This window comes from Shewanella sp. FeAMO, assembly GCF_053653955.1.
In genome coordinates this window covers 2,642,624-2,668,369 of the sequence record NZ_CM132201.1, presented here as the reverse complement: position 1 = coordinate 2,668,369, position 25,746 = coordinate 2,642,624, and the positions used below count along the sequence as shown (strand labels likewise).

Annotated in this window: 25 protein-coding genes; 11 read left to right on the top strand and 14 right to left on the bottom strand. The window is 50.3% G+C overall.

What is annotated here, in order from left to right:
- Positions 1-186: 186 nt before the first annotated feature.
- The 3 genes from ACWAU4_RS11910 (at position 187) to ACWAU4_RS11900 (ending at position 7,408) form a co-directional block, all read left to right on the top strand.
- Positions 187-4,848 (top strand): ATP-binding protein, encoded by a 4,662-nt coding sequence (locus tag ACWAU4_RS11910; RefSeq protein WP_208124773.1) that lies wholly within the window; start codon positions 187-189, stop codon positions 4,846-4,848.
- A 25-nt stretch (positions 4,849-4,873) separates the two neighbouring features.
- On the top strand, positions 4,874-6,031 hold the full coding sequence (locus ACWAU4_RS11905) for a response regulator (RefSeq protein ID WP_051472708.1): 1,158 nt from the start codon (positions 4,874-4,876) through the stop codon (positions 6,029-6,031).
- Positions 6,032-6,193: 162 nt separating this feature from the next.
- Complete coding sequence (locus tag ACWAU4_RS11900) at positions 6,194-7,408, top strand: RsmB/NOP family class I SAM-dependent RNA methyltransferase (RefSeq protein WP_028779980.1); 1,215 nt, start codon at positions 6,194-6,196, stop codon at positions 7,406-7,408.
- Between the two features lie 130 nt (positions 7,409-7,538).
- Here the strand turns inward: ACWAU4_RS11900 and ACWAU4_RS11895 are convergent, their stop codons facing one another.
- A complete protein-coding gene (locus ACWAU4_RS11895) occupies positions 7,539-7,958 on the bottom strand; it encodes a secondary thiamine-phosphate synthase enzyme YjbQ (protein ID WP_208124772.1) in 420 nt (139 codons plus the stop codon).
- 364 nt (positions 7,959-8,322) lie between these two features.
- On the opposite strand from ACWAU4_RS11895, the gene ACWAU4_RS11890 reads away from it, so the two are divergent.
- The gene (locus ACWAU4_RS11890) at positions 8,323-8,601 is read left to right on the top strand and encodes a peptidylprolyl isomerase (RefSeq protein ID WP_025010268.1); all 279 of its coding nucleotides are present in this window, start codon (positions 8,323-8,325) and stop codon (positions 8,599-8,601) included.
- On the opposite strand, the gene ACWAU4_RS11885 is transcribed toward ACWAU4_RS11890, so the two are convergent.
- Positions 8,589-9,191 carry a class I SAM-dependent methyltransferase gene (locus ACWAU4_RS11885; protein WP_028779978.1) on the bottom strand — a complete coding sequence of 201 codons (603 nt, stop codon included), beginning with the start codon at positions 9,189-9,191 and terminating at the stop codon, positions 8,589-8,591. The two genes, ACWAU4_RS11890 and ACWAU4_RS11885, sit on opposite strands and share 13 nt — an antisense overlap.
- On the bottom strand, positions 9,188-9,661 hold the full coding sequence (locus ACWAU4_RS11880; RefSeq protein WP_025887287.1) for a mechanosensitive ion channel family protein: 474 nt from the start codon (positions 9,659-9,661) through the stop codon (positions 9,188-9,190). Before ACWAU4_RS11880 ends, ACWAU4_RS11885 begins: the two co-directional genes overlap by 4 nt.
- A 276-nt stretch (positions 9,662-9,937) precedes the next feature.
- On the opposite strand from ACWAU4_RS11880, the gene ACWAU4_RS11875 reads away from it, so the two are divergent.
- The 7 genes from ACWAU4_RS11875 to ACWAU4_RS11845 all read left to right on the top strand — a co-directional run bounded on the left by ACWAU4_RS11875 (position 9,938) and on the right by ACWAU4_RS11845 (position 17,242).
- The gene (locus tag ACWAU4_RS11875; protein WP_170946726.1) at positions 9,938-11,446 is read left to right on the top strand and encodes an EAL domain-containing protein; all 1,509 of its coding nucleotides are present in this window, start codon (positions 9,938-9,940) and stop codon (positions 11,444-11,446) included.
- Positions 11,446-13,344 (top strand): VRR-NUC domain-containing protein, encoded by a 1,899-nt coding sequence (locus ACWAU4_RS11870; RefSeq protein ID WP_454290280.1) that lies wholly within the window; start codon positions 11,446-11,448, stop codon positions 13,342-13,344. Before ACWAU4_RS11875 ends, ACWAU4_RS11870 begins: the two co-directional genes overlap by 1 nt.
- A 165-nt stretch (positions 13,345-13,509) precedes the next feature.
- On the top strand, positions 13,510-14,043 hold the full coding sequence (locus ACWAU4_RS11865; RefSeq protein WP_371872579.1) for a PepSY-associated TM helix domain-containing protein: 534 nt from the start codon (positions 13,510-13,512) through the stop codon (positions 14,041-14,043).
- A gap of 70 nt (positions 14,044-14,113) precedes the next feature.
- A complete protein-coding gene (locus ACWAU4_RS11860) occupies positions 14,114-14,647 on the top strand; it encodes a DUF2271 domain-containing protein (RefSeq protein WP_025010275.1) in 534 nt (177 codons plus the stop codon).
- Between the two features lie 3 nt (positions 14,648-14,650).
- Entirely contained in the window at positions 14,651-15,475 is an 825-nt protein-coding gene (locus tag ACWAU4_RS11855) for a DUF4198 domain-containing protein (protein WP_232785993.1), read from the top strand.
- A gap of 192 nt (positions 15,476-15,667) precedes the next feature.
- The gene (locus ACWAU4_RS11850; protein ID WP_208124769.1) at positions 15,668-16,741 is read left to right on the top strand and encodes a hypothetical protein; all 1,074 of its coding nucleotides are present in this window, start codon (positions 15,668-15,670) and stop codon (positions 16,739-16,741) included.
- 189 nt (positions 16,742-16,930) lie between these two features.
- Positions 16,931-17,242 (top strand): hypothetical protein, encoded by a 312-nt coding sequence (locus tag ACWAU4_RS11845; protein ID WP_144167378.1) that lies wholly within the window; start codon positions 16,931-16,933, stop codon positions 17,240-17,242.
- A 120-nt stretch (positions 17,243-17,362) separates the two neighbouring features.
- Here the strand turns inward: ACWAU4_RS11845 and ACWAU4_RS11840 are convergent, their stop codons facing one another.
- The 11 genes from ACWAU4_RS11840 to hypB all read right to left on the bottom strand — a co-directional run bounded on the left by ACWAU4_RS11840 (position 17,363) and on the right by hypB (position 25,712).
- The gene (locus ACWAU4_RS11840; protein ID WP_129979239.1) at positions 17,363-17,695 is read right to left on the bottom strand and encodes a hypothetical protein; all 333 of its coding nucleotides are present in this window, start codon (positions 17,693-17,695) and stop codon (positions 17,363-17,365) included.
- Positions 17,696-17,916: 221 nt separating this feature from the next.
- Positions 17,917-18,453: a hypothetical protein gene (locus ACWAU4_RS11835; RefSeq protein ID WP_208124768.1), complete on the bottom strand. Its 537-nt coding sequence runs from the start codon at positions 18,451-18,453 to the stop codon at positions 17,917-17,919.
- Between the two features lie 606 nt (positions 18,454-19,059).
- Positions 19,060-19,701, bottom strand: coding sequence for a suppressor of fused domain protein (locus ACWAU4_RS11830; protein ID WP_208124767.1), 642 nt, complete (start codon positions 19,699-19,701; stop codon positions 19,060-19,062).
- A gap of 2 nt (positions 19,702-19,703) precedes the next feature.
- Positions 19,704-20,066 (bottom strand): hypothetical protein, encoded by a 363-nt coding sequence (locus ACWAU4_RS11825; RefSeq protein WP_208124766.1) that lies wholly within the window; start codon positions 20,064-20,066, stop codon positions 19,704-19,706.
- Between the two features lie 390 nt (positions 20,067-20,456).
- Complete coding sequence (locus ACWAU4_RS11820; RefSeq protein ID WP_208124765.1) at positions 20,457-20,900, bottom strand: DUF2000 domain-containing protein; 444 nt, start codon at positions 20,898-20,900, stop codon at positions 20,457-20,459.
- Positions 20,897-21,451: an SF0329 family protein gene (locus ACWAU4_RS11815; protein ID WP_208124764.1), complete on the bottom strand. Its 555-nt coding sequence runs from the start codon at positions 21,449-21,451 to the stop codon at positions 20,897-20,899. The genes ACWAU4_RS11820 and ACWAU4_RS11815 overlap by 4 nt, the downstream gene beginning before the upstream one ends.
- A gap of 669 nt (positions 21,452-22,120) precedes the next feature.
- Positions 22,121-22,468 carry a hydrogenase maturation nickel metallochaperone HypA gene (hypA, locus tag ACWAU4_RS11810; RefSeq protein ID WP_039035916.1) on the bottom strand — a complete coding sequence of 116 codons (348 nt, stop codon included), beginning with the start codon at positions 22,466-22,468 and terminating at the stop codon, positions 22,121-22,123.
- Positions 22,468-23,472 carry a hydrogenase expression/formation protein HypE gene (gene hypE / locus ACWAU4_RS11805; protein ID WP_208124763.1) on the bottom strand — a complete coding sequence of 335 codons (1,005 nt, stop codon included), beginning with the start codon at positions 23,470-23,472 and terminating at the stop codon, positions 22,468-22,470. The genes hypA and hypE overlap by 1 nt, the downstream gene beginning before the upstream one ends.
- Positions 23,472-24,596, bottom strand: a complete 1,125-nt coding sequence (hypD, locus tag ACWAU4_RS11800; RefSeq protein ID WP_101096805.1) for a hydrogenase formation protein HypD — start codon at positions 24,594-24,596, stop codon at positions 23,472-23,474. The genes hypE and hypD overlap by 1 nt, the downstream gene beginning before the upstream one ends.
- A complete protein-coding gene (locus tag ACWAU4_RS11795) occupies positions 24,583-24,831 on the bottom strand; it encodes a HypC/HybG/HupF family hydrogenase formation chaperone (protein ID WP_025010286.1) in 249 nt (82 codons plus the stop codon). Before ACWAU4_RS11795 ends, hypD begins: the two co-directional genes overlap by 14 nt.
- A complete protein-coding gene (gene hypB, locus ACWAU4_RS11790; protein WP_208124762.1) occupies positions 24,831-25,712 on the bottom strand; it encodes a hydrogenase nickel incorporation protein HypB in 882 nt (293 codons plus the stop codon). Before hypB ends, ACWAU4_RS11795 begins: the two co-directional genes overlap by 1 nt.
- Positions 25,713-25,746 lie beyond the last annotated feature (34 nt).

The window sequence follows — 25,746 nt, the reverse complement described above, 5'->3', positions numbered from 1 at the left end:
CTTTGCAATAGCGGCAATAGTGAGGGTTATTCAAAGCAGAAGGGGGATGTTCTGCTTCTGGCTCAATGCTCAAGGGATGGCTATGGCTGACTTCAAGGATGATCCGCTCAGTAGTTTCTGCCGGATTTTGTATTTGTACCAGGCTTATTGGTTATTACCTATTTCCAGGAACAGCGGGAGATGGGCGTGAGTCTGTTCAAACGGCAACTGCTGGCCGCGCTGCTGGCTTGTTTGGCTATGGCCGTAATTTTAATCCTCTACCAAAATGGGCAGCAGGAACGCCATCATTCCAATCAGTTTCAACAGCTCAAGCAGCAAACCTCTGCTACTGAATTGGAACTTGAATTATTGTTGGAGCGCGCCGCCTTAACTGCCCAAAGCCAGGCTGTGCAGTTATCGAGTTACTTAAACCATCCAGAAGCTGAAGAGAAAAAGCTGCCCCAATATCTCGACGAACAACTGCTGCTAACACCGGCCTTTACCCGTTTGGTGCTCCTGTCGGAACAAGGGCAAATATTTGCCCGTACCAGCATAGATAACCAGGGATACGCATTGTCATCCCAAGCGCTTTCAACTCCCATTTTTGCTTCCGCCAATAGGCAAACCGGCCAGGAACATGGAAATGCCCCTCCAGCCCTGAGGCAACTTCAGCGCGAACTGCAGCCACAGGCCGAACCTGTGTTGTCGCTGCTGCCTCAGGTGGCACTGCTGGCTCAGGACACGGTATTGGGCAGACAAGTATCCTTCCTTGCCCGGATTTCAGGCGATGGCTTGCGACTCGAAGAGCAGGAAGGCAATGCTCCAGCAGCCAAGGAAGCCGGTAACTATTACTGGCTGGCGACGCTGGATTACAAAGTTTTCGAGTCCTTGCTGGATACTACAGCCATGCGTTTACAAACAGCCGGTTTTACCCGGGTTGAAGTGATGCTTACGGACGCTCAAGGGAAGAGGCTTGCTCAGGTGGGCGAGGAAGCAGGCAACCAACCGGCCAGAGGGTATGAAACGCTAAAAACCTTGCAGTTAAGCCTTGCGGTCAATGCTGCGGGTCTTCATGGTCAGGACTGGCAACTGAGTATTGTTGCCACGCCGCCTCCTAGTGCCAATCCAGTGCTTTTGCCCGCCGCGCTGCTGACAACACTATTATTGCTCGCCCTTGCCTGGCTTTATATCGACCTTGTGAGACCGCTGGAAAAGCTGGCAAGAACACTGACTGCCCTTGGGCGCGAACAGGGAATGGAAAGCTTCAATCTTGTCGCTGTTTCATTGTCAGGCATGCGCCGCGAAATTAGCGAACTTCGTGAATATCTGGGTAATCGTTTGCAGCATTGGATGGTGATTGAGCGGCAAAATCAACAGTTGCAATTATGGCAATCCAGTCTTGAACAATTGCCAAGAACGCTTGTTATTACGGAACTGGACGATGCGGGTACCATTATTTATGCCAGTAAAAACCTGGCAGAAATCTGTGATTTTGACTCTGCGGAAACCGGGCTCACGATGGCTGCTGTTCTCGACAGGGCCGACAGCCCCGGCGGTTTTATGTCGCTGCCAAAATGGAGTCGGGGCGCGACTGTGGTACGAATGCCGGGGAGCCATGGCCGTTTTACCAGGGTTTGCAGTTATCCCATTAAGAATGACGCTGGGGAAGTGCGATTTCGCCTATTGGAACTTGAAGCGATAACAGTTGCAGGAGCCTTGGCGCCAAGGGTGTCATTGGACTCGGACAGTGGTTGCTTTATCGACAATATCCCAGGCATCAATGGCGTGGATACTGGCAATAATATAGAGCCTTACTCAGGGCTTTTCCTGTTACTCAAAGACGACCATCATATTCTTGAGGTGAGCCAGGCGCTTGCCGGGCTACTGGGCTATAGCCCTGAGGAATTGCTGCAACTGGGCTTTGGCTCTATCTCTCCGTTTTGGACTCCAGGACAACATTTGCCACAGCTTTTGATCCTCAAGCATCAAGATGGCCGCTTACTGGAGTTTCATCTGCAATGGCGTGCCAGCCATGGCCTGACGCCAAAGCTCTACTGGCTCTGGCCCAGTCCGTTAATCCAGCGGCCAGAGCATCGCACCTTGCAGGCACAGGAGCTGGGTTATAGGGCGGCCTTTTTGCAGGCTTCAGTGGGTTTTGCCCGCATAGGTATGAGTGGCGAGTGGCTTGAGGTCAACGACAAGTTCTGTGACATCTCAGGCTGTGACCGTGAGCAGATAGCGCGTATGGACCCTGAAGTGGCGCTCAATCTCAAGCAGTTTGATGGATGGCTGCGCTTCAGTGAAAAAATGCTCAACAATGAACTTAAGTTTCACGGCGATGAAAAACGCTATTTGCGCCTTGATGACAGTGTCCTTTGGTTGAATGTTTCCGTGTGCCTCATCCGCGACAGCCACGAGCAGCCCAGATATTTTTTAATGGCGTTTGAGGATATCAGTCAGCGCAAGCAGTTTGAAATCGGTCTGATGGAGGCCAAGCAACAAAGGGAGGAGTTGCTTAAGGGGCGGGATCTGGCTTCCGAGGCAGGTGGAATAGGTAACTGGTCCTGGGACATAGAGTCCGGAGAGCTTATCTGGGATAACAGGATGCGCAGCATCTATGGCCTGAATTCAGAGAAACTGACCTTCAGAGATTGGCGTGCCCGGGTACATCCCGAAGATATCGCCGACGCCGAGGCGAATGTCAATGCCTGCATCAATCACAAGGTGCCGTTTCGGGCCGAGTTTCGGGTTATCAATCAGCGCACCGGGGCGACCCATTGGGTTAAGGCTGCCGGTGACACCATACGTCGCAACGGTGTGGCGGTGAAACTCTTCGGTATTAATCAGGACATTAGCGATGAAAAAGCGCTGCAGCAGTCACTGGCGAGAGAGAGCGCCGAAGCTAATCAGGCGAGCCAGGCCAAGTCCCGCTTTCTGGCGGTGATGAGCCATGAGATCCGCACTCCCATGAATGGTGTCGTGGGCATGATAGATTTGCTGCGCGATACCGGTCTCAGTGCCGAGCAGCAGCGGATGATAGGCACCATCCGGGATTCGGCTTTCTCGCTGCTGGAGATCATCAACGACATTCTCGACTTCTCCAAGATAGAAGCCGGCAAGATGGAACTGGAGATAGAATCTGTCTCCTTGCTGTCTATTCTGGAGAAGACCATAGAAGTGCTCTGGTTCAATGCCGCCAGCAAGAACGTGTTTCTCAATATTCTGCCGGATCTGAATCTTCCGGCGCTTATCCGCCTGGATCCTGTGCGTATCCGCCAGATAGTGCTCAATTTGGTGGGCAACGCCATCAAGTTTACCCACAGCAATCGCCAGCAGGGACTGGTTATGTTGCGAACTGAGTGTCGTCAAAGCCATGACAACCACAGTGAGATGATCCTCGAGGTGATAGACAATGGGGTTGGAATGACCAAGGCCCAGCTCAGACAATTATTTGAGCCCTTTACCCAAGCAGATTCTTCAACCACCCGTAAATATGGCGGAACGGGACTTGGGCTCAGTATCACCAAGTCTTTTGTTGATTTGATGGGCGGCAAAATCGAGGTGGAAAGCCAACCGGATGCCGGCAGTACCTTCAGGCTCCGTCTTCCCTGTGAAGCGGCCGATGAATACCAGGAAACCGAGCTGCAGCGCTACAGTGAGCTTAATATCAAACTGCTTATCTGTATCGACAACAAACAACATCTGGTGGCCGTGTTGCATCTTGTTGAACAACTCGAACTGGAGTATCAGTGCCTCGATTCCGGGCAACTGGAAGGCAGCCTATTTGAACAAGCCTGCTTGGCAGAATCCGAGCTGCTTATCAGCGACAGTTACCAAGCTTACAAACAGTATCGCAATAGGGGGGAAAAGGGGCTGCCATGTACCTTGTTATTACTCGATGAAGACTCGATTACCTCTAAGGTTGAAGCGGATATGCGGGTCTGTATGCTTTCTTGTCATCCGCTCAAACCCACGGCTGTGCTTGCGGCTCTGGCGATGCTGAACGGGCAGAATCCAGCGTTATGGCAAATGTTTGCTCCCGGTGAAACCACGCGGATTGGCCGTAGCGTCTCAGAGACAGATATTGCGACCGACGCCGGTTTTACCATCTTGGTGGCCGAAGATCACCAGACCAACAGAGAAGTGATCTCGTTACAGTTGAAGAAGCTGGGCTGCCGTTTTGAATTGGCAGAAGATGGCCTCGAAGCATTGAAGATGTGGCAGAGTGGCGGCTTTAGTGTGCTGCTTACCGATTGCCATATGCCTGGAATGGACGGCTTTGAACTGACAGCCGAAATTCGCCGCCTTGAACAAGAGCAGGACTTGCCTCATACCCTGATCATCGCCGTCACTGCAGATGCCATGTCCGGCGAACTGCAAAATTGTCTGTCGGCTGGCATGGATGATTACCTGGCCAAGCCGGTGGAATTCAAGTCCCTCAAAAGCAAACTACTGGCCTGGCATGGCCAAAATCAGTTCCGCCAGAATGAAATGATCGGCGATTCTCCCTCGGCTCATACCGAGGCGCCTTTGGATCTCAACAAGTTAGCTGAGATCTTGGGGACAGAGGATGACGAGATAATCCAATCCATAGTGCAGTACTTTCTTACTTCACTTGAGCGGGAACTGCCGCCGCTGTTTGAGGCGCTGGAGAGCCTGGAAGCCCAGGAGCTGAGACGCCGGGCTCACGCGCTCAAGGGCGCCGCCAACTCATCCGGCGCAGTGCGTCTTGGCAAACTGTTTGCCGAGTTGGAGCAACAGGCCGCCGAAGGGCAATTGACATCTTCAACACAATATCGCCAGCAGATTGAGCACGAGGCGGCGTTGGTCAAGCGGGCCATGCCGCAATCACAAGCTACCCAGGCCTGAATGCCTGTATGTCGGGAGAACAAGGATGAGAGACAGCGTAACTAGCCTGATACTGTTTTTTGATGATCAGGATCTGGTCGAGCCCGTGGAAGCCATAGTCAATGTCTACTTCGAGCGGGTTCTCAGAGTGGATATCCGGGTGGAGAACAAGGAACTGGCGAGTCTTTCAAAAGAGAAACATACCCGAATGCTATTGGTCTATTGTTTTCAGGATGTGGCCCATGCCGAGAGTCTGAAGCGTTTTCTCCAGGGCAATGAACACTTCAATGCCCTGAGAACAGTGCCACAGGCGAGTATGTTGTTGTGTGAAAAAAGTTGTCGGGCTCAGGCGTTTGAACTGTGTCGCCGCGAAGCTTTTGACAGTTACGACACCATTCGGCCCATCTATGACAATAATAAAATCATCCTCACCCTATACAAGTTGCTTGAGATCATAGCGCTTAAATCCGAGCTCAAGCGTTTCGATCAACAGGATCTGGATATGCAGTATGAGCTGCAAAACACTGCCGATTGCCTGGAAGGACTCAACGAGTCAGTCAAAGTGGCCAGCAAGCAACAGTCGTCGCTGATCACCAGCATAATGCAAGATGTTGACGGAATACTCAGTTCCATCTCTGAAAGTGCTTTCATGCAGGCTTTCAGGCGGGTATTTCACTCGCTGCCGGATGAAGAGATCAACAAGTTTATTGAGGAGCTGAAACGTTACTCCATCAACCCGCAACTCAATCGCCTCAAGGAAAAGAGCGAGTCATTGTTCAACGAGCTCTCAAACCAGATGCTGCAGCAAAAGGCGGCATTGGAGAAAAAAGACAGCGGCAAGAAGGCTACCATAGTGGTGGCCGACGATCAGGATGTGGTGTTGAAAATCATAGTTACTATCCTGGAACAGCATGGTTATCGGGCTGAGAGGGCCACCAATGGGGTAGAAGTGCTGTTAAAGGCCAAGATCCTCAAGCCGGATCTCATCTTATTGGACATAGACATGCCGATACTTGACGGCATTGAAACCCTCAAAGTCTGCAAGAAAACCCCCATGCTGCAGGAAATCCCGCTGATCATGCTCACCAGCTATGCCGATGTGGATCATTTCCAAAACTCCCTATTGTTGGGCGCAGAGGATTACATTATCAAACCCACCAATGCCGACACCTTGCTGAAGAAAATTCGCAGCGTGCTTAATTGAGCTGGCTTTTTTACCTCGCCCTAGGGGAGCGCTACAGACGGTGCGCAAATACAGCAAACTTTCAGTTAAAAACCGATTAATCCCGCCAAAGCCACTCAAGCCCCTTGCAGAGCTGGGGGCGAACTCCTATGATCCAGCGGTTTTCCATCCTGAGGCCCAAATATGCTTAACTCCCCGCTTAGCGAACACGCCAGTGAGCTGGTCATTGCGATTCTCAATCAGGTACTGACCCAAGGTGCGCCGCTGGATCGCGCCTACTCAAAGCAGTTTGCACCTGAGCGCCTCAAGCCTTGGGAGCAAGCCAGAATTGCTCTGGTCACCGGTGATATTTTGCGCCGTTTAAGTTATTACAGCTTTCTGGCCGATGTTGCAGCGGATCAAATTGAGCGTGAAGGCACGAGACTCATCAACGCCTGGCATATGGCCAATGGCCTTGAGCTGCCGAAAATGCGCTACGCGCTGCAGATGGACAGTGAGCTGCTTGAGCAGCGGATGGCTGAGGCCCAGGCTATGCCTGCGCTGCTCGATGGTTGCCCACAGTGGCTCGAAGCGCTAGGGAGTGAACAACTGGGCGATAACTGGCCGGCCGAGCGCCATGCCTTGACTCAGGCCCCCAAACGTTATCTACGCACCAATTTGCTTAAGTGCAGCCGGGAAGAACTCAAGGCTCGTCTTGCCAAGGAAGGGGTCGAGACTTGTGAAGTCCCCGAGGTTGCCAGCGCTCTTGAAGTGATTTCAGATTCAGCGCTGTTTCGCACCGAATGCTTCAAGTCGGGCTGGTTCGAGCAGCAGGATGCCGGCTCGCAACATGTCGCCGAAGCTCTTGGGGTTGAACCAGGGATGCGGGTCATTGATGCCTGCGCCGGTGCCGGCGGCAAAACGCTGCACCTGGCCGCCAAAATGCAGGGCAAGGGACGACTGCTGGCGATGGATGTTGAGCAGTGGAAGCTGGATAACCTCAAACAGCGGGCTCGCCGCGCAGGCGCCCACAATGTGGAAACCCGGCTTATTGCATCCAGCAAGACCATCAAACGTTTGAAACTCAGTGCCGACAGGGTACTTTTGGATGTGCCTTGCTCAGGGCTTGGGGTGCTGAAACGCAACCCGGACACCAAATGGCGTGATACCCCTGAGCGCTTGCCGGTGCTGATGGAACTGCAGGAGCATATTCTCGGCAGTTACAGCCGCATGGTGAAGGTGGGCGGGATCCTGGTTTACGCCACTTGCTCGATCATGCCGCAGGAAAACGAGCAGCAGGTAGCGCGTTTTCTGAAGCAGCAAAGCCATTTCCGCTTACTCGATGAGGAAACCATCAGCCCGGCCAAAACCGGTTTCGATGGCTTCTATCTGGCAAGGCTTGAGCGGATAGCCGAGTAACAATCAGGCCTGTTTGAGTCATATTGACTTAAACAGGCGGTTTCACACCCGCTTCAAAAAGCATCTCAACAAAAGCATCTCAACAAAAACAGTGCCGCTCACTCTTACCGGTTTGCCAAGTATTGCCGCTTTATTCCCCCTGCAGGGTCAACAGCAGGCGGCGCCGACCGCCATTGTCTCTGTGCTCGCCAAGATAGATCCCTTGCCATGTGCCCAGTGCCAGCTGTCCGGCGCTGACAGGCAGCAGCAAACTGGTGCCCAGCAGGCTGGATTTAATATGGGCCGGCATATCATCGGCGCCCTCATAGGTGTGGCGAAAGTAAGGGGTATCTTCGGCCACTGCGCGATTGAACCAGGCCTCAAAATCCTGCCGCACTGTGGGATCGGCGTTTTCGTTGAGCGTCAGCGAGGCAGAGGTGTGCAGTAGTTGCAGGTGCAACAGGCCGCAACTGACGTAAGGCATATCACCGAGAGCCTTGGCAATATCATCGCTTATTAAATGAAAACCGCGCCGCTTGGCGTTTAAGGTCAGTTGTTGCTGATGCCACATAGATATTCCTTAATGTGGGTGAGACTGGCCGCCATCTGAAAGCTTGCCATTAAATCACCGCGAATTTAAAAGCCGGGCCTCTGATTTTTAGGTGAGCGCCCGGCGAAACATTCTATCGTCTTTATGGGGGCTCCCCAAGATGCAAGGCGGTACTTACCCAGCGGACAGCCCATCATTAGCTGAAGAGATAGTGGGCGATTCAATTATCAAGTTTGATGATAAAGCCTGCATCGCCGCCATGACCATCTCATTAGTGAGAGTGATGAATGAGGGGGATTAGAGAGAGTGATTGCAGATAAAACACAGATTGTTTGCTAAAATACCGGCCGCGAATTTACCCCTATAGACCCAGGAGAAACACCCCATGGCCAGAGCTTGCGCCAGACACATTTTGGTTAAAACCCGTGAAGAGGCGGAAAAACTCAAGGCCCGTATCGCCAAAGGGGAAGATTTTGGCAAGCTGGCGAAACAATACTCTCAGTGTCCTTCAAAAAAACGCGGCGGCGATCTCGGGGAGTTTGGCCCTGGGCAGATGGTCAAGGCGTTCGATCAAGTGGTGTTCAAAAAGCCGGTGCTCGAAGTGCATGGCCCGGTCAAAACCCAGTTTGGTTTTCATCTGATCCAGACTATTTATCGTAATTGAGCTAAAGCCTGCTGCGGTTTTCTGGCAAAGGCTCGATAGCATTGAGCCGGATCGCCGGCCAAAGTTCTACAGGCCGTGACTTCATCCTCCAGGTCGACAAAGTCTTCCAGCAGCTCCTGCAACTGCATGGGCGTGTGGTAACACATAGGAGTACCCAGCCCTGAGGTGAAACGTTTCGTCATGGGGGCGCAAAACTCACTCAGGTGGAACAAGCCTCCAGGCTTAAGCACGCGTTTAAGCTCCAATATGGCGGCTTTTTGCGCCATTTCAGATGGCATGCAGGTTAAAACGGCGCAGCTCAGCACCACATCGAATGTTTCATCGGCAAAAGGCAATGGAAGTTGTGGCAGCTGAATTAAATCGATGTCCGGGTACAGACTGAGGCCGCGCTTTATCATGGCGGCTGAGGGATCGACCCCCAGCACCTCAGGATAGCCTAACTGTTTCAGCTGCTTGGTTATCCGGCCATAACCGCATCCAAAGTCCAGTATTCTGGCATCGGGTTTCACCAACTGGCAGAAGCGCTGCACATCGATTTCCAGATTGAAATTGACCTGGTTGGCAACCTTATCCCAAAGCTGCACCGTCATTGCTTATCCTCATCAATAATGGAAACTTTATTGTTGAGGAACAAAGAGTTGGGAACCAGATGCGTCACGCCTTCATCCTTTACCGTGATATAACGCAGGTTGAGATCCACCACTGTCCCCTTGGAGCCGGTAATATCGATTTTATTGCCCAGCTTTATTGGTTTATAGAGCACTATCATAATGCCGGCAATCAGGTTGGATATGGCGTCTTTGAGGGCAAAACCCAGAGCAAAGCCGGTGAGCCCGAGTCCGGCAACCAAGGCGCCAACATCAAAGCCCAACTTGGATAAAGCCAAGACGGCACCAATAAATATCAGTACCACGCGCTGGGAGTTGGAGATCAAGCGAAACGATTCGCTGGCCGCCGAGTCAAAGCGGGCGGCCACTTGTTTCAGGAAACGGTCGATAATCAGGCTGACTACCACAAATGCGGCAAACACCAGGATTGCCTGAATGACATTTTCATTCATTTTCTGCTCCGAATAATAAAGTCTTAGTCGCTGAAATGTTCGGCTTGGCGCACAAAGGCATGCCAAACTCAAAGGCGCCCAAGTTAACCAAAGGTTGAGATAGAGACAAGAGTCAATCAATAAATTTCAGTGGCTTACCTAAATTGCCCAAGGCCGTTTTTGCCTACTCAGGCTGCAAAAGGTTTTGCCGCAGCGTAGGGTATTTGCTGCCTGTGTCATTGTATCTGGCGCTCTGGCTGGGTATAAGGGAAGTGACATTCTACAAGGACGATAATCATGAAGGCTGTATCCGAGAACAAACGGGTTTTGCTGCTGTTGCTGTTACCTATAGTTCTCTTGCTGTTGTCATCGGAGTTATTGCTAAGGCCAGTGACCTCAGTAATAGTCAAAAATCAGTTCAAACTCATGGAAGAGTATCTTAGCCAGAGACAGCGTTCCATCAATGACATTATTCTCCATCAAGTACCTGAGTTTCATTTTGATTGTGGCCCGCAAGACGCAAAATTATTGCGGGCACCTGAAAACTATAATCGCTATTTTCGGGTGATGGGGATAAAAACCAAAACCGGCATGGGCTGCAGTTCGCTTGGCTCGGATTTACTATTGCCGGATCTTCCCAGTGACACCCCCATAGGGCAGGGCTTTGGCCTAACCACTACAGGTGCCATGCATGACACCGAGCAGGAACTCTTGGTTTATTTCAGAAGTAATGGCAATACCGCTTACTGGATTTTGGACAGCAGTTGGATCCGTGAAATTATCAATCTTCCCTGCCGCGATTGTTTTTACATAGAGTTTCTGCATCATGCTCCAGGCTCCGAAGGGCTGGTATTTGAGCGCGGCAATCCCTCGGTACCCAAAGAATCCCATGTGCATTTTCTCAGTGTGATGGACACGCAGCATCAGGTGGAGCAAAAACTCTGGTTTGGAAAGAAACTCGATGATTACGCCAGAGAAAAGATCTTGGTTTACGGTTTACCCTTGAGCATTTTGCTCGGAGTGCTGCTGGCCGGGGCTTATTGGCTTTATCTGAGTTACCACAGTTCGCTCAAGAGTATGCTCCAAAGGGGAATTGCCCGGCAGGAGTTTATCCCTTTCTATCAACCCATAGTCGATATTAATCAGGGCAAAATTGTCGGTTATGAAGTCCTGGTGCGCTGGAAGAAGGGCAAGGAGTTTATCCCCCCGGCCGCCTTTGTAGAGCATGCCGAAGCCTGTGGCCTGATCATTCCCATTACCGAATCTTTGCTGCAGCAGGTACTGCAACAACTGCCGGAGCTTGAGAGCGGCACTTGGGTAAGTATCAACCTGGTGGCAGAACATCTGGAGCAGGCTCATGTCAGTCGTGTGCTGCAACAGCATAATTGGCCGGAGCCGGACAGACTTAAATTTGAGATCACCGAACGCTTGCCCATTGCAGACATTGACGCCGCCAAGCAGGAAATCGCCAAGCTGACAGAGAGGGGATACAGCTTTAAAATTGATGACTTCGGCACCGGATATGGCGGCTTTAAGTATATTCAAGCCTTGGGGATCGACAGCATCAAGATAGATAAGATGTTTACCGATACCATAGGCACCAATGATCTCAAGCGTGGTGTGCTGGATGCCATTATCGCCTTTGGTATGGAGTCAGAGCTTGAGATGATAGTCGAAGGCGTGGAGACCGCAGAGCAGGTGGAGTACCTCAAAAAGCGCGGTATATTCCTGCTGCAGGGATACTATTTCGCCCGCCCCATGCCGGTTGAAGAACTGAAAACCGTGAAATCAGACGAAGTTCCCTAATGGCAGAAACCTTAGCGGCAGAAACCTTAGCGGCAAAAACCTTAGCGGCAAAAACCTTAGTGAAACCGGCCACTCTTGAACTTGCAAGCGATTATTACCTGAGCAATTTTGAACTCTTGCTGGAGGGTAGCCGCCGCTATCTGGATATTTTGCCAAGCGAGCTTGCCAGGTTACGCGCGGCGTACCTTGCCTGCACCAAGCCTTCGCGGATGTTGCTGGTGCGTCTCTTGTCCCGCAAGGGCGAGTGGTTTCGCACCGATAAGCTTAACTACCCGGAAATAGGGGGCCTGGAGCCAGCGATAAAGGGGCTTGAGCAAGCGGAGCTCATCAGCACTTCATCATTGCCAAATACTGAAACCTGGCTCAAAGGGGTTACCCTCACAGAGCTGCGCCGGGCGCTTCTCAAACTGCAACAGAGTCGAGCCTCGGAGGGCGAGAATAGTCTTGGGGGGCTGGTCGATATTGCGCAGCATCTAGGTAAAAGCATAAATGGTGCCTCAAAGGAGACGCTGAAACGTACCTTGCTGGCGCTCGGGCCCCAAGACTCACAGTTATTGATTGGCGAACTGAACTCTGAGCTGGGCATAGAATGGATTGAGCTTAAATGCCAGCGGCTTCTCGATGGCCTATTGCTGCTCTATTTTGGCAACCGTTATCAGGATCTGAGCCAGTTTGTGCTCAGCGATCTGGGCTTGCAGCGCTTTGAAGTCACTGTGCTGGACAAGGCCCACCGCGCCTATGACAGCCCAGAGCAGCTTAACGCCGCGTTGGCATTTGGCCATATGAGTCAGCAGATAGAAGAGGCGATACTAGCCAAACAGCCGCTGGATATTCCATTGCTGCTTGAACAGCTTAATGCCATTTCAGCGATGCCCGAGGCTAACCCCTTACTCGAGCGGCGCCGGCAAAAACTACTGACTCTGATAGGCCGCGAAGCCGAAAGGCAAGGGCAAACTACTCTTGCCATCAGTGTCTATTCGCAGTGCGAACATTGGCTAGCAAGGGAACGCCTGTGCCGCTGCCTGGAAAAACAGGCTCAGTGGCGGGCTCTGACTCATGCGCTGCTGCACCTTTGCGACCTTGCCGGTAATGAGAGTCAGTGGCAAATCATAGAACGTATTGGCAAACGCCTGCTTAAAAAATTGCCAAATGGCAAAGACAGCAAGTTTGCCTCACCATCAGGCCATAGTGAAGCGCCTGATTCCTTGGCGCTTGATTCTTTGATGTTAAGACTGCAAGCGCTGAAAGAAAATGTACCGGGTAGACTGGGTGCGCTGCCAGCGATAGCTCTGCAACTCACTCCCAATGGTGAACGAGTTGAAATGCGTGTCGCTGCGCACTTTGAAGCGCTCGGTTACCGGGCGTTTTTTCTTGAGAATGCCTTGCTTTGTGGCCTCTTTGGACTCGCCTTTTGGGACATTATTTTTGCCCCCGTTAAGGCGGTATTCGATAATCCATTTCAGCGCAGCCCACGGGATATGTTCACCGAGGAGTTTGTTAGTCGGCGTCAAGAGGCCATCACGGCGCGTCTTGATGAAATCGCTCGGGAGCACGGCGCTGTTATTTGGCGCCATTTTCAGCAAAAGAAAGGACTGGCAAATGATTGGGTTTACTGGGAAAACCTGCCGCAACAGGCGCTGGAACTGACGCTGGCGGCACTTTCCGGCGCCAGGCTCGCTCAGGTATTTGAACGTATGCTTGGCGATCTCAAGCATTACCGCAGTGGCCATCCGGATCTTGTGTTATTTGACGCCGAAGGGCGCATCAGTTGGCTTGAAGTGAAAGGCCCGGGCGATAAGCTGGCCGATCATCAAATATACTGGCTCAACTTCCTCAGTGACTTGGGAGAGGCACGGGTTTGCTATGTCGACTGGGCAACGGCCGGCGAGTGTAAATAAGGTAAATAGCATTAAGGCAAGAATGATTGTTATTTAGTATTGGCCAATAACAGTCAATTAACAGGCAGCCCACTGGCGGCCTGCGCTATGTGGGAACCTTAATTGAAGTTCAGAGTCAGCAAGTCATCGCTCCATTTCGCCCGCGTCGTTCATATCTATGTTTCCATGGCACTGCTGCTGTTGATGCTGTTCTTTGCCTTTACCGGTATTACTCTCAATCATCCGGACTGGTTTATCCGCCAGGGCGGAGAAAGCCTGGCATCGGAAGAAGCCCTGCCGGGATTTTTGTTGCCGGTGAATAGTGAAGACCCGGATTGGCGCGAAGCCACTGCGCATTGGCTCAGTAGCCACTGGGGAGTGGATGGTCACAGTGCCGAGTTCAGTGAAGATGAAGTGGCGCTGGTGCACAAGGGGCCGGGGCGCTATCAGAGCATTACCCTGGATCTGCTGGACGGGAAAGCCTATGTCGAGCAGATAGATTATGGTCTTATCGCAGTACTCAATGATCTGCATAAGGGGCGTAACAGCGGCACCCTGTGGGTCTGGCTGCTGGATCTTTGTTCAATTCTCATCATCCTGTTTTCCCTGACCGGTGCTTTCCTGCTGTTGCCTCAGAGCCGTAGATTGAAAAAATCCTTACTGGCCATGGTCGGTGTCAGCAGTGCCTGTGCCCTTATCTATCTGCTGTTTGTTCCCTGAGTTCAAAGTGACAGACGGCAAAGCATGAATTAGTACCCCCTACCTTTGGTGTGTTGTGAATGGAGAATGTATGAGTGGCAAACCTTTGAAAACCAGATTGTCTCTGTCCTTGGCGGTATTACTGAGTAGCAGCTTAACCCTGGGGCAGGCCCAAGCCGATTCGCTGGAGATTAATCTGACACTGCCGGAAATCACCACGGGCCAATACCACAGGCCTTACACAGCCGTGTGGGTGGAAGATGCCAAAGGGCAGAGCGTGCGAACTTTGAGCCTTTGGGTTATGCAGGAAGGCGAGGGGTACAAGTGGCTGAAAGACATTCGTCGCTGGTGGCGCAAGGCCGGGCGGGATGACATGAACTTTGTCGATGCCATTGCGTCGGCAACACGGCCTGCGGGCAAGTATCCCATCAGCTGGGACCTCAAAGATGACCAAGGGGGCCAGGTTGCCAACGGTAAATATACCTTGCTGGTGGAGGTGGTACGTGAGCACGGTGGCCGGGATTTGGTACGACACAAATTTCAGCTCGACGGCAAGCCTTTCAAAGCTGAAATAGCGCCCACCATAGAAACCGGCACGATTAGCCTTCAATACCTAGTGGAGTAAAAGATGATGAAAACAAGCAAACTCTTGTTGGCCCTGGGGGCCTGTCTGTTGGCACAAACGGCGCAGGCCCATGACAGATTTATACTGCCCAGCCAGTTCAATGTCTCTGCCGATCCCGGCAAAGGTGTGTGGATCACTTCAGATGTCAGCGCCAGTAACGAAGTCTTCCTGTTTGATAAACCTTTTGGATCTGAAGATGTGCAAATCATCACGCCGTCCGGCACCAAGGAGCGACCATCCTCGAGCTACCGCGGCAGCCGTAAGTCTGTGTTTGACTATCGCCTGACCGAAGACGGTACCTACAGATTCGAGAAAGAGACCCAGCCAAGATATATGTCGCGCTATAAGCTCAAGGGCCAGCAAGACAGCGTCCGTAGCCGTACTGACAAGCAAACCACCAAGGCGATGATGCCCAAAGGGGCGTACGATCTCGAAGGGGCGCTGTATTTCTCACGAGTCGAGTCCTATGTCACCCTCAACAAGCCAAGTGACAAGGCTTTTGAAGTAAAAGGGGAATATCTGGAACTCAAACCCTTGACCCATCCGGCTGACATAGTCGAGCAGGAGCCCACTGAGCTGCAATTCTATTTCCAGGGTAAGGTGATTGCCGGTGTGGAAGTTGCGATTGTGAAAGAAGGCACGCTTTACCGTAACCAGAAACAGGAATTGACGCTGACCTCAGACAAAGAAGGCAAGGTGAGTTTTGAACTGCCCAGGGCCGGCCGCTATATGTTGCATGCATCATTCGAGCAACCTAACGCCGACACTCGTCTTGCGGATAAGACAGTCAGTGAAATTTTCCTCACTTTCGAGGCCGGTCTGCAATAACCTAAATAGTTCGAAGCAGGCACTTTCAAGGCCTATCACCTTGTGAGTGCCTGTCAGCATGGGGAGTTAAGCGCAAGCGTGCGCCGCTTGCCCAGGTTCGCATTTTGCTTGAATGCCAGGTGCAAGCCATTGCTTTTCATCGAATCATCCCCTAGGCTGCCAGCTTTCGATCATCAGGATAAGGAAACAGGGATGGCAGCCAAAACCTTTGTTTATGCTTCTGCGTTGTTAATGGCCAGCACCTGCGCCTATGCCAGTCAAGATGGCATGACCAAGCAAGAAAGCAGGCTTATGGCCGGTGTATGGCAGGGCACTTTGGGAAAGACGCAGATCCGCGCCTGCATTAACGAATATGGCGATTCAGGTAGCTATTATTATTTGAAATACTTGACGCCTATCAGCCTGGAATTCAAAGACAACCATTTCCAGGAGCAAGATGACAGCGGTCGTTGGCGACTCTCTCTTCAAGATGATCAGTTACAGGGCACTTGGTATCTGGCGCAAAGGGATAAAACCTTACCTATCAGCCTCAGCCGAGTCACTGCCGCCGATGGCGCAACAGACTGCAGCAGCGAAGCCTATAATCAGGCCTTGGAAACCCGGCCCCAAATAAAGCGCGGTGCCTGGCAAAGTTTCAATAACGCTTTGGAATTTCGTGAGCTTATATACGGTGGTGAGGTGGGGCTTGAGCTCCGGGGCGCGCAAGCCGGGCTGAATCAAATCAATCATTGGCTTAAACAACGCCTTACCAGCGCTGAGTTGCTTGAACTCTATTACGAAACTCGCAGAGACTTTCTCGGGCGCATGGGCACAGCTTTCAGCGACGAAACCGGTGTAGAGCTGAGTTTTGCTAACGACACCTGGCTCAGTGTCAGATTCTACCGTTGGGCCGCAGGGCATGGCGCCAGCGGAATATCGATTAACTTTACCAATTTTGATCTTAATACAGGTGAGCGTTTTCACCCTTGGCAATGGTTTTACGATACTGACCCCGATAAGCAGACACATCAGTTGCCATCTGGGCTGCAGGCCAAATGGTTCCCAACTGGTGCACAAGAGGAAGATCCCGAGTTCGATTGTGGTAGTACAGAATATGGTGCAAAGGGCTATTACCACTTAACTCTGGAAACCCAGGATGGGCTGGATGGGCTCAGATTCTGGGAATATCCTCGCGGTAACGGCTGCGAAAATGAATTCTTTTTACCTTTGAGTGACGTGGCGCCTTATCTCAATCAAACTGGTCGCCAGCAACTGGGATTGAAGTAACTGCGTGAGTCAACGCATAATTTCTCTGATGTTTTTTCAGGTATTGTTCAGGCCAGCTTTTCCATAGGCGGGCAAACTGTGCTGAGGTTTAACGTCGTCACTCACCTTGACTCTCACCATAGGGATAGATAAAAAATAGTAAAGGTTTACGGGTAGGGAAGCCATTTCATCGAAAACAAGGAGAGTGTGATGCAAGGATTAAAGGGATTTTTATTATCTTCTCTGTTGGCATTGCTGGTGGGTTGCAGTTGGGCTGGCTTGGCGGGCATTGTTGGATTACTCCTGTTGCCTTCCATGTTTCCATCCAAGGGTTGGTTGGATCTGACCTATATGGTGGTGGGGACTATTTTAATGCTACAAGCACTGATAGCCGGTTGCTGGGCAGGTTGGCTGAGGGGGAGTGGTGTACTGATTAGGCACACTCTTGCCAAAGACTCGTTCTGGAAAACCAATCTATTTAGTGCCGGAGCGATATTATTGTTGTTCCTGGTGCTGCATTAGAGGAGGTTAGAATCTCAGTAGCAATAGGTTGGCTTGATAGGATAGCTAGTAAGCACAACCTTTGACTTGATTTATCTTTATTAACTTACTGTTACGGCCAAAGAAACCCTGAAGGCAGGGTTATTGCCAGACGCAAGTATCGTCCAACTGGGATTCAGGGTCCATGTTGAATTCATAAACCTTATTTTTATTTTTCGGTTTATATTCAAAACGGTAAAAATTTGCCCCTTGAACAACAATGGTATAGTTTCCAGATGTTATTCCATCGATCTTTTCCAGGTATTTATAGGTATATTCATAGGGTCTCCCTTCGGTGATTTCTATACCTTCAAGACTCGTTTGCTCAAGCTTGATGACATCTGAGCCATTTTTATACCAAACCAGGGACTCTTTGCTCTCTTCATCGCCAAAGGAAAAAGCCAAGTATATTGGATGGGCTTCATCTTGAGACACGAAGCAATACCAATCAGTGGCATGTGCTTTGGTACAGAGAGTCGATATAAGGAGCATAAAAGGAACTAGCAGCTTCAGACCTTTGGGGAAGCCATTGCACTTGCTCGCTGGAGCTCTATACTTGTTGTTCATGTTGAGTTCGTTTCCAAGATGGATCTAATTGAGCCAAATAAACAATGGCTCTCTGCTTACTGATATGAACGCGCTTCTTTGACAATTGTCTAATGAGAAAATATTTGCGCCGCAGCCGGCATGTTCAAATCGATGAATATAGCTTGCATCTGCTCAAAATCTATATCCAGATTACTGTTTTTTATATCATTAAGAGCTGCAAGGTAGAGGCTTTCATAGTCTTCATCTTCCAGGTAGTTTTCAGAGATATATTCCCAATACTCTTGATCATAAATAACTGCTATATCAAAATCATCAGTGTAGAAGTATTTAGCTGCGGGAGGAACATTTTCGAAGCACTCTTGATATAACCAATCATGGTCGGATGTTCCTGGTAGATTGCAATTTACATTCAACATTTCTAGCAGGTACTTTATCAAGTAAATTTGAGTTGCATCTGTGCTGGATTCACCAAAAGAATCTGAGTTTATGATCTGATCTAGCGCTTGCTCCAAGATCTCATCAGTTACATTAAAATGCTGAGTGATAAATTCTAGATACTCTTTCTGATTATTTCGGCCGCCCATAAGTAGGAACATGTTGTGATCTAGCGGAAATTTATTCTCAACGAGTTTTTTTGAAAACATAAAAACTGTTCTCATACTGTGTTATTGTGAATATCCCTTCAGGGAAATCAACTTTGAGCTGTTCAGGGGGGGAAATGATTCAGGAATGCTCCAATGCAGTCTTCCTTTAAATAATGTTCTATATCACTCATCAACAGTTGAATAAAGATAACCTTCTTTTCTTCATTTTTTTAAACGGGTAGTTGTTTAGTAAATACTCAAAGTCAGCTGGTATTTGCATGGAAATAACATCGTACCACATGTCATCATAGCTATAGCACTTTAATTTATCAGCTTCTTTCTGATAGCGTTAATTAATTGTTTGTTATTCATGGTTTTTCTTTATGAGATATGGATAGTGAAATATAGCAGCATCTTTAACTTGGCAACTATTGGTGGCAATGCTAAATTATTCTAACTTTGGATTTCAATGATACAGTCATCTGTGCTTCTTAAAGCGCCTCGGGGCTCAAGCTTCATTCGCAGTAGGTACACTGACAACAAGCACAGGCTGTTAATAAGGTGTCCTCAATGTATCTCAATGAGAACACCTTAATTACTTTCAGTGCGGCTAGCTGGGCTGTTAACCGACTTGTGTCAAGAGTCAAATAAAGCCAGAGCTACCTATTACCACACTTCAATTCTAGTTGATATCCCGGCTTCGCCATCAGCTACAATGTCGATACTTTCCGGTATAAAACTATCTGCTTGATAATTCTGTGAGGCAGAGTAGTTACTTATGTTTCCTTGCTGGGCCAGCTCCATGACCTGTTGATCGAACACTTTTTTGCTCAGTGAGGCCATCTTTGGTAGATAGACCACATTCATTGGATCGTCCTGACCACCAAACTCCAATGGGAAGAGATAGGTTTTTCGTAACATACCTTGAGCTGCGAGCTCTTCTGCCTGTTCTCGATTGTCTATGTCCGAGTAGTTAATGGAAGCGGGATTTAACACCGAAGGTCTGTTAATGACACTGACTTGTTTATCGTTCGATGCAAGGAGTTTAGTTAACAGCTTGTCTCGACCGTTTTTCATTGACCAGGCCATCTCATCGTCAGTAATCACAGTCGCTATCAGTAGTTGGCCTTCACCATTAGGTAATGTGAAGCTACCTGGCAGCGGACTGTGTGCCTGGGTAATAAGTACATTGACGTAATCGCCGTCTCCCACCATGACATCTTCAATAGTTAGGCCGTTGTACTTTTTGACTCTTCCCAGAAGGTCTGCATCGTTAAGCATTTCCGCATTGACGGCCCATTGCAACAAACCTAGTGGCCAATCTGCCTCACCTTGGGTATAATTTCGTATCCATAACCCGGCCGCTCAGGATAGACAGGAACTGTTTCTTTCTTTGTCAGAGTCAGCTCAATGTTACCATCTGTTTGATTAATGTTTTGGGGCAAGTACTGGGTTGGCATATCCGGATTGGTTAGACCAAAAGTGGTGTAAAGCCATAGGTCTTCACCCAATTCGCTGGCTTTAGACTTAAACAAGCCACCACCTGGCCATACACCTGTCATATGACCCAGTTTAAGGATCTCATCTGGGAACAGACCGAATTTCTTTTCGAATACAGCCGTTCTAGCGTCATATACGTTATCCCATAATATCTCTTGGTTTACTTCTGTCACTATATTACCTCCTTTTAATAAATTTTGACTTCATTTGTTATGGAAAATATCAGTCCAAAAAATGTATCTTATTATCTTTTACTATTAGATTTTCAAATGGTTGTTTATATCTAACCTGCCATCTGAATTTGAACATCGATTTGCAATCGATTACTATCCAAAATGGTTCAATCGGGTTGTGGGGGGTGAAGGTTCATCTCTTAGATGCAATACTAAACTTAGCAGAAATATATTGCTTTTTGTTTTCAATGCTCTCGCTTGCGGCCTCATATAGGGCAATCTAAACACAGTATTCCCGATGAAAGTTGCCCTCGTTGTCGGCTAATTCATTGATTTTATCTGCCTCGGAATCTGAAGATTGTAGTGTAGTGCTCCATATCTGCTGTCCTACTATTTGAATAAACTGAACTTACCGGTAAACTCTTTAAGCACAGTCGTATCGCCGAACATACAAATACCAAAGTATTCCAGATCTTGCTCGGATGTCTCAGCCGTTACTTTTACCTGCTCGGCGGATGTTCCTACTATCATGGTGTTTGTAAAGTCAGTGAATGGGATATTTCGTTGCAGGAGTTCTTCACGGACTTTTCTGATCTTGTTCGAATTGTCAGCCTTAAGAACGATAAATGGATAATGGGATATTGATGGATGAATACCTTCTTCCTTATCCCGATATTGCAGAAAACAGAGTCTGTCTAAGTCATTTACTTCAGCGACCAGTCCGGCCGTCATATGACCCAGGGCATTGTACAGGCGCCCCATATCAACTTTTTTATTTAGTACGGCGACAAATCGTTTTGTGTTTTCATCTGGTAGAGAGGTGAAATCTATCATGGAATTTCCTGGTTTTTAAGGGCGGTATCTAGCTTGTTATCCGGAAATGGTTTTAAATATTGGGAAAGGTCATCTGCCTCTGCCTTTATACGAAAATCTGCAAAGTAAACAACCATTGGATGAGGGTCATTTAGCATTTCATTGACCTTAGCCTTACCTAGTTTACGATGAAGAACACCTATGACACGCAATAGCGGATGTTCAGATTTAATACAATCATGAGCGGATAGGCTCAATGACTCGAAACATATAATTTTGAAGTCATAACTGCTGAACTCACCTGCTTCATATAAACTCCCCACAGTTCTTTCTAAGCCATCTACTGATTTATGTTTCAGGTAATCTGTTGGGGTTAACTCATGAAAATATGCCCCTTGTTCCGACCAAGACTCATAATCAGTAAGACTTATGCCTTGCTTGCCATCAATGACAACCCAACTTCGAGCAATTTCACCTTGTCGTCGATAAGAAGTTGTAAATATTTCAATTCTGCCTTTGATGGATTCAGCAAAATTTTCTTCAACTCGCTTTTTAAGTTTTGACCATTGCATAATTTCTACTTTTGGCAGTTGAAAGGTGTATACGCGCTTTAAATATATTGCTTGCTAATTCAGTAAATAACGTTTTTAAGGTGTCGACTATATACTCAAAACTTTCCTTAATAGCAATAAATATAATGATTCCCTATGAAAGCAAGTGTCGGTTGCCGTGTTTCTCACGGATGAGTTAAGCCAGAGCCCCGCTGTTTGTTGTGTATTGGTCAAGTTAAATTGGCCAACACAGGATGAGTTTAATCGCGTAGATTAAGGGAGTCGTGTCTGCGCTTAAAATAATTATCCGCCATAAAGTATCCGCCATAAAGTATCCGCCATAGCTACCGCACGGGCACGAAACTGACTTCGTCCCTGAATTTGCCTGAAGGCGAAATGATGCCAGCCATCCCTGTATTGGCTGTTTTTATAACTAATTGAATTATCGTTAGAATAACCAAGTTGGCTTGGCGAAACAAGCCGCAAGTGCAGCCATGGTTTAGAAATGAGACTCTAAAGGCTTTTACTGACGGTAAGACAGTAATGGGGGAAGGAGTGATGAAAAGGCCAAAGATATATGGCCAAAGGCATTACCGAACGCGATAGCCTTTGGCCTTAAGTTTTACAGCGTGTAGCTCAACACAGATAGTGGCGCCACACAGATAGTGGTGCCGCTTTGTCTGGGCAGGCTTAATCTGTGATTAACTCGAGTTGCATCAATAGCATATCTTCACCGTCTATGACCCGGGTATCCTGGCTGTGGCAGTGGGGGCAGATGACGGTACGTTCCTCTGGGGTACTTTGCTGCCGGCACTGATTGCAGGAGAGCGTCAGCGGCGCTATGTCGATATCGAGCACGGCATCGTGGCAGACGCTGTGCTCACGAAAGGTGTTGAAGGCGGTGCGAACCAACTCAGGCTCGACGCCACTCATGGCGCCTATCTTGATGGCGACCCGGGCAATGCCCTTGGCGCCGTGCTCGGCGGCGAGTTGCTGGCACTGCTCCATCAGGGCGCTGACGATAGAATACTCGTGCATCAACAGATCCTCGGCAACAGCTCGCCCTGTGGCAGATCCAAATAACGGCGACTGCCCCAGGCCGATTCAAGCACCACTTTACCAGGATGTTGTTCGCCTACTTCGCCTATGATGCAGGCCTGGTCGCAATGACCGAAGCGGCGCATGATTTCGACCGCGCCTTCGGCGAGTTCGCGGGGCAGGGCGATGACAAAGCTGCCTTCGTTGGCGAGATCCCAGGGCTCAAAACCGTAGAGTTCACAGACGCCGCGTACCTCATCACAGACGGGAATGGCGGTTTCTCTGAGGGTAATGCCTTTACTCGAGGCCTTGGCCCACTCGTTGAGCACGGCCGACAAGCCGCCGCGGGTGGCGTCACGCATGGCGTGGATCTCCAGATTGGCGGCGATCAGTTGCTCCACCACATTCCAGAGCACGGCGCAGTCGGAGCTGAGTTCAGACTCCAGCTCCAGCCCTTCACGGGCACTCAGGATGGCGGCGCCGTGACGCCCTATGTCCCGCGAAAGCAAGATGGCATCGCCACTTTTGAGCGCATGAGCCGAAATGCCCGGCTTGAGAATGCGGCCTACCCCCGAGGTATTGATGAAAATGCCGTCGGCGCAGCCTTTGGGCACTACCTTGGTATCGCCGCAGACGATGCGGGCTCCGCATTGAGACAGGGCATTGGCCATGCTGGCGACTATCTGTTTCAGGCGGCTGATTTCAAAGCCTTCCTCTATGATAAAACCGCAGCTTAAATATTGCGGCTCGGCGCCCATCATAGCTAAGTCGTTGACTGTGCCGGCAATGGCCAGCTTGCCGATGTCGCCGCCTTTGAAGAACAGTGGCGCCACGGTAAATGAGTCTGTGGTAAAGGCGCAATCGCCGCCAAGAGGTAGACAGGCGGCGTCTTCTTCGCGTCTGAGAATGGGGTTGTCGAAGGCATCGAAAAACAGCTTGTTGATCAGCTCAGCCATTTCCCGGCCACCGCCGCCATGGCTCAGTTGTACTCGTTTATCGGACATCAGTTTACTCCGGCATATCTGTAATAGGCATTGCAGGCGCCTTCAGAGCTGACCATGCAACTGCCGAGCGGTGTTTGCGGGGTGCAGCCGCGGCCAAATACTTTGCAATCCTTGGGATTGGCCATGCCGCGCAGAATATCGCCGCATTGGCAGGCTTTGTGATCGTCTATCTGTTTCACCGGCAAGCGCTCGGCAAAGCGGCGTTCGGCATCCCTGTGGCCGTATTCGGGTTTCAGCATCAGTGCCGAGTCGGCAATGGGCCCAAGGCCGCGCCAACGAAAACTGGGGCGTACCTTAAAGAACTGCGCTACCTTTTGCTGCGCCAATAGATTGCCCTGTTCGCTGACGGCGCGTTGATACTGGTTTTCCAGTTCACAGCGGCCGCTGACTTTCTGTTTGACCAGCGCGAGAATGGATTGCATGACATCCACAGGCTCGAAGCCCGAGACCACCACAGGGGTGTGATAACGTTCCACCGCCGGACGATAGATGCGGGCGCCGCTGATAACACTGACGTGGGCCGGGCCGATAAAGGCGTTGACCTTGGTCTCGGGGTGGCTCATTACCGCATCTATTGCCGGTGGTACCAGCACATGGTTGATATGAAACAAGAGGTTACTAAGGCCCTTGGCTTCGGCTTGCTCCAGCAGTACCGCCGTCATCGGCGTGGAGGTTTCAAAGCCGATGGCAAAATAGACTATGGTCTTGTCCGGGTTATCGGCGGCGATTTTCAGCGTATCGAGCGGGGCATAGACGGCGCGGATATCATGGCCTTCGGCGCGCACCGAGGCGAGCGAGCCCTTGGAGCCGGGAACCCGGATCATATCGCCCAGGGTCACCAAGATCACATCATCGAGGCGGGCGAGGGCGGCGGCCTGATCTATCCGCTCCTTGGGCATGACACATACCGGGCAACCCGGGCCATGGATGAAATGGATATTTTCCGGCAGCAGCTGCAGTAGGCCATATTTCATTATGGTGTGGGTGTGGCCGCCGCAGACCTCCATGATATTGAGCGGCTCGGCCAGCTTGGGAGCCAGTGCGGCGATTTCCTCGGCCAGATTTCGGATAGTGGCCGGGCAGCGAAAGCCGTCGTACAGCTGCTTGAGTTCAAGCTCTGCCATCTTCCGCCTCCAGTTTGGCTGCTATCTCACGGTACAGCGCCAGGCTCTCGGCGGCAGATTCGGCATCTATCTTGTTCATCACAAAGCCGATATGGATAAGCACATAGTCGCCAATGGCAAGCGGTTCATCCAACAGATGACAGCTCACAGTGCGTTTAACCCCCAGGGTTTCCACGGTAACGCTCTGGCTTTCGGGGTGCAGCTCCACTACCTGGGATGGGATAGACAAACACATCAGCAAGCCTCCGAAGTGCGCTCGGTAAAGGCGGCGAGCTGCTTATCCAGCCACTGGGCGACCCGGGTCAAACTGGCGGGATCTTTGGTAGAGACTTCCAATACCTCGGCCTTGGGGTTGAGTTTACTCACCTGGGCGCGGGCCTCGGCGACATCAAAGTCAAAGTAGGGCAGCAGATCGCACTTGGTCAGCAGCACCAGATCGGCGCGGTGGAACATCACAGGATATTTTTCAATCTTGTCGTCGCCCTCGGGGATGGAAACCAGCACAATATTCTTGTGAGTGCCAACATCATAACTGGCCGGGCACACCAGGTTGCCGACGTTCTCGACAAAGCAGATATCCATGTTGTCGAGCGCTTGCTGGTGCAGGGCACCGTGCACCATAAAGGCATCCAGGTGGCAGGCGCTGCCGGTTTGGATCTGAATCGCTTCTATGCCCTTGGCCTTGAGGCGGTCGGCATCCCGCGAGGTTTCCAGATCGCCTTCAATGACGCAGTATTTTTTGTCTGTATAGGCACCGAGATGCTCCAGCAGGCTGGTTTTGCCACTGCCGGGGCTACTCATGATATTGAAGGCCATCACCCCGTGGGATTCGAAGTGTTCACGGTTGTGCTGGGCTTCGATATCGTTTTTGTCGAGGATCTTGTGGATCACCGACAGTGTCTTGCTGTCGTTCAGCTGTGGGTTGGTGTGTACTGTGCCATGGCTGTGAGAATGGCTGTGAGAGTGCTCATGGGAATGGTCATGAGAGTGATCGTGGGAATGGTCATGAGAGTGATCGTGACTGTGACCGTGATCGTGTCCGTGAGAATGACCATGCTCGTGAGAATGATGCCCGCCGTTGCCCCTAGGCAGTGAACATCCGCAATCTTTACACATAATGAACTCCCTTTGGTTCCTTAATCTGAGCATG

Excerpts from the sequence above, each read along its gene's own strand:
- ACWAU4_RS11850 (WP_208124769.1), top strand. The coding sequence starts at position 15,668 with ATGGCAGCCAAAACCTTTGTTTATGCTTCTGCGTTGTTAATGGCCAGC.
- ACWAU4_RS11885 (WP_028779978.1), bottom strand. The coding sequence starts at position 9,191 with ATGACGGTGCAGCTTTGGGATAAGGTTGCCAACCAGGTCAATTTCAAT.
- hypB (WP_208124762.1), bottom strand. The coding sequence starts at position 25,712 with ATGTGTAAAGATTGCGGATGTTCACTGCCTAGGGGCAACGGCGGGCAT.
- hypA (WP_039035916.1), bottom strand. The coding sequence starts at position 22,468 with ATGCACGAGTATTCTATCGTCAGCGCCCTGATGGAGCAGTGCCAGCAA.
- ACWAU4_RS11845 (WP_144167378.1), top strand. The coding sequence starts at position 16,931 with ATGCAAGGATTAAAGGGATTTTTATTATCTTCTCTGTTGGCATTGCTG.
- hypD (WP_101096805.1), bottom strand. The coding sequence starts at position 24,596 with ATGGCAGAGCTTGAACTCAAGCAGCTGTACGACGGCTTTCGCTGCCCG.
- ACWAU4_RS11820 (WP_208124765.1), bottom strand. The coding sequence starts at position 20,900 with ATGATAGATTTCACCTCTCTACCAGATGAAAACACAAAACGATTTGTC.
- ACWAU4_RS11815 (WP_208124764.1), bottom strand. The coding sequence starts at position 21,451 with ATGCAATGGTCAAAACTTAAAAAGCGAGTTGAAGAAAATTTTGCTGAA.
- ACWAU4_RS11875 (WP_170946726.1), top strand. The coding sequence starts at position 9,938 with ATGAAGGCTGTATCCGAGAACAAACGGGTTTTGCTGCTGTTGCTGTTA.
- ACWAU4_RS11900 (WP_028779980.1), top strand. The coding sequence starts at position 6,194 with ATGCTTAACTCCCCGCTTAGCGAACACGCCAGTGAGCTGGTCATTGCG.
- ACWAU4_RS11905 (WP_051472708.1), top strand. The coding sequence starts at position 4,874 with ATGAGAGACAGCGTAACTAGCCTGATACTGTTTTTTGATGATCAGGAT.
- ACWAU4_RS11835 (WP_208124768.1), bottom strand. The coding sequence starts at position 18,453 with ATGTTTTCAAAAAAACTCGTTGAGAATAAATTTCCGCTAGATCACAAC.
- ACWAU4_RS11795 (WP_025010286.1), bottom strand. The coding sequence starts at position 24,831 with ATGTGTTTGTCTATCCCATCCCAGGTAGTGGAGCTGCACCCCGAAAGC.
- ACWAU4_RS11890 (WP_025010268.1), top strand. The coding sequence starts at position 8,323 with ATGGCCAGAGCTTGCGCCAGACACATTTTGGTTAAAACCCGTGAAGAG.
- ACWAU4_RS11895 (WP_208124772.1), bottom strand. The coding sequence starts at position 7,958 with ATGTGGCATCAGCAACAACTGACCTTAAACGCCAAGCGGCGCGGTTTT.
- ACWAU4_RS11855 (WP_232785993.1), top strand. The coding sequence starts at position 14,651 with ATGATGAAAACAAGCAAACTCTTGTTGGCCCTGGGGGCCTGTCTGTTG.
- ACWAU4_RS11865 (WP_371872579.1), top strand. The coding sequence starts at position 13,510 with ATGGCACTGCTGCTGTTGATGCTGTTCTTTGCCTTTACCGGTATTACT.
- ACWAU4_RS11860 (WP_025010275.1), top strand. The coding sequence starts at position 14,114 with ATGAGTGGCAAACCTTTGAAAACCAGATTGTCTCTGTCCTTGGCGGTA.
- hypE (WP_208124763.1), bottom strand. The coding sequence starts at position 23,472 with ATGTCCGATAAACGAGTACAACTGAGCCATGGCGGCGGTGGCCGGGAA.
- ACWAU4_RS11870 (WP_454290280.1), top strand. The coding sequence starts at position 11,446 with ATGGCAGAAACCTTAGCGGCAGAAACCTTAGCGGCAAAAACCTTAGCG.
- ACWAU4_RS11880 (WP_025887287.1), bottom strand. The coding sequence starts at position 9,661 with ATGAATGAAAATGTCATTCAGGCAATCCTGGTGTTTGCCGCATTTGTG.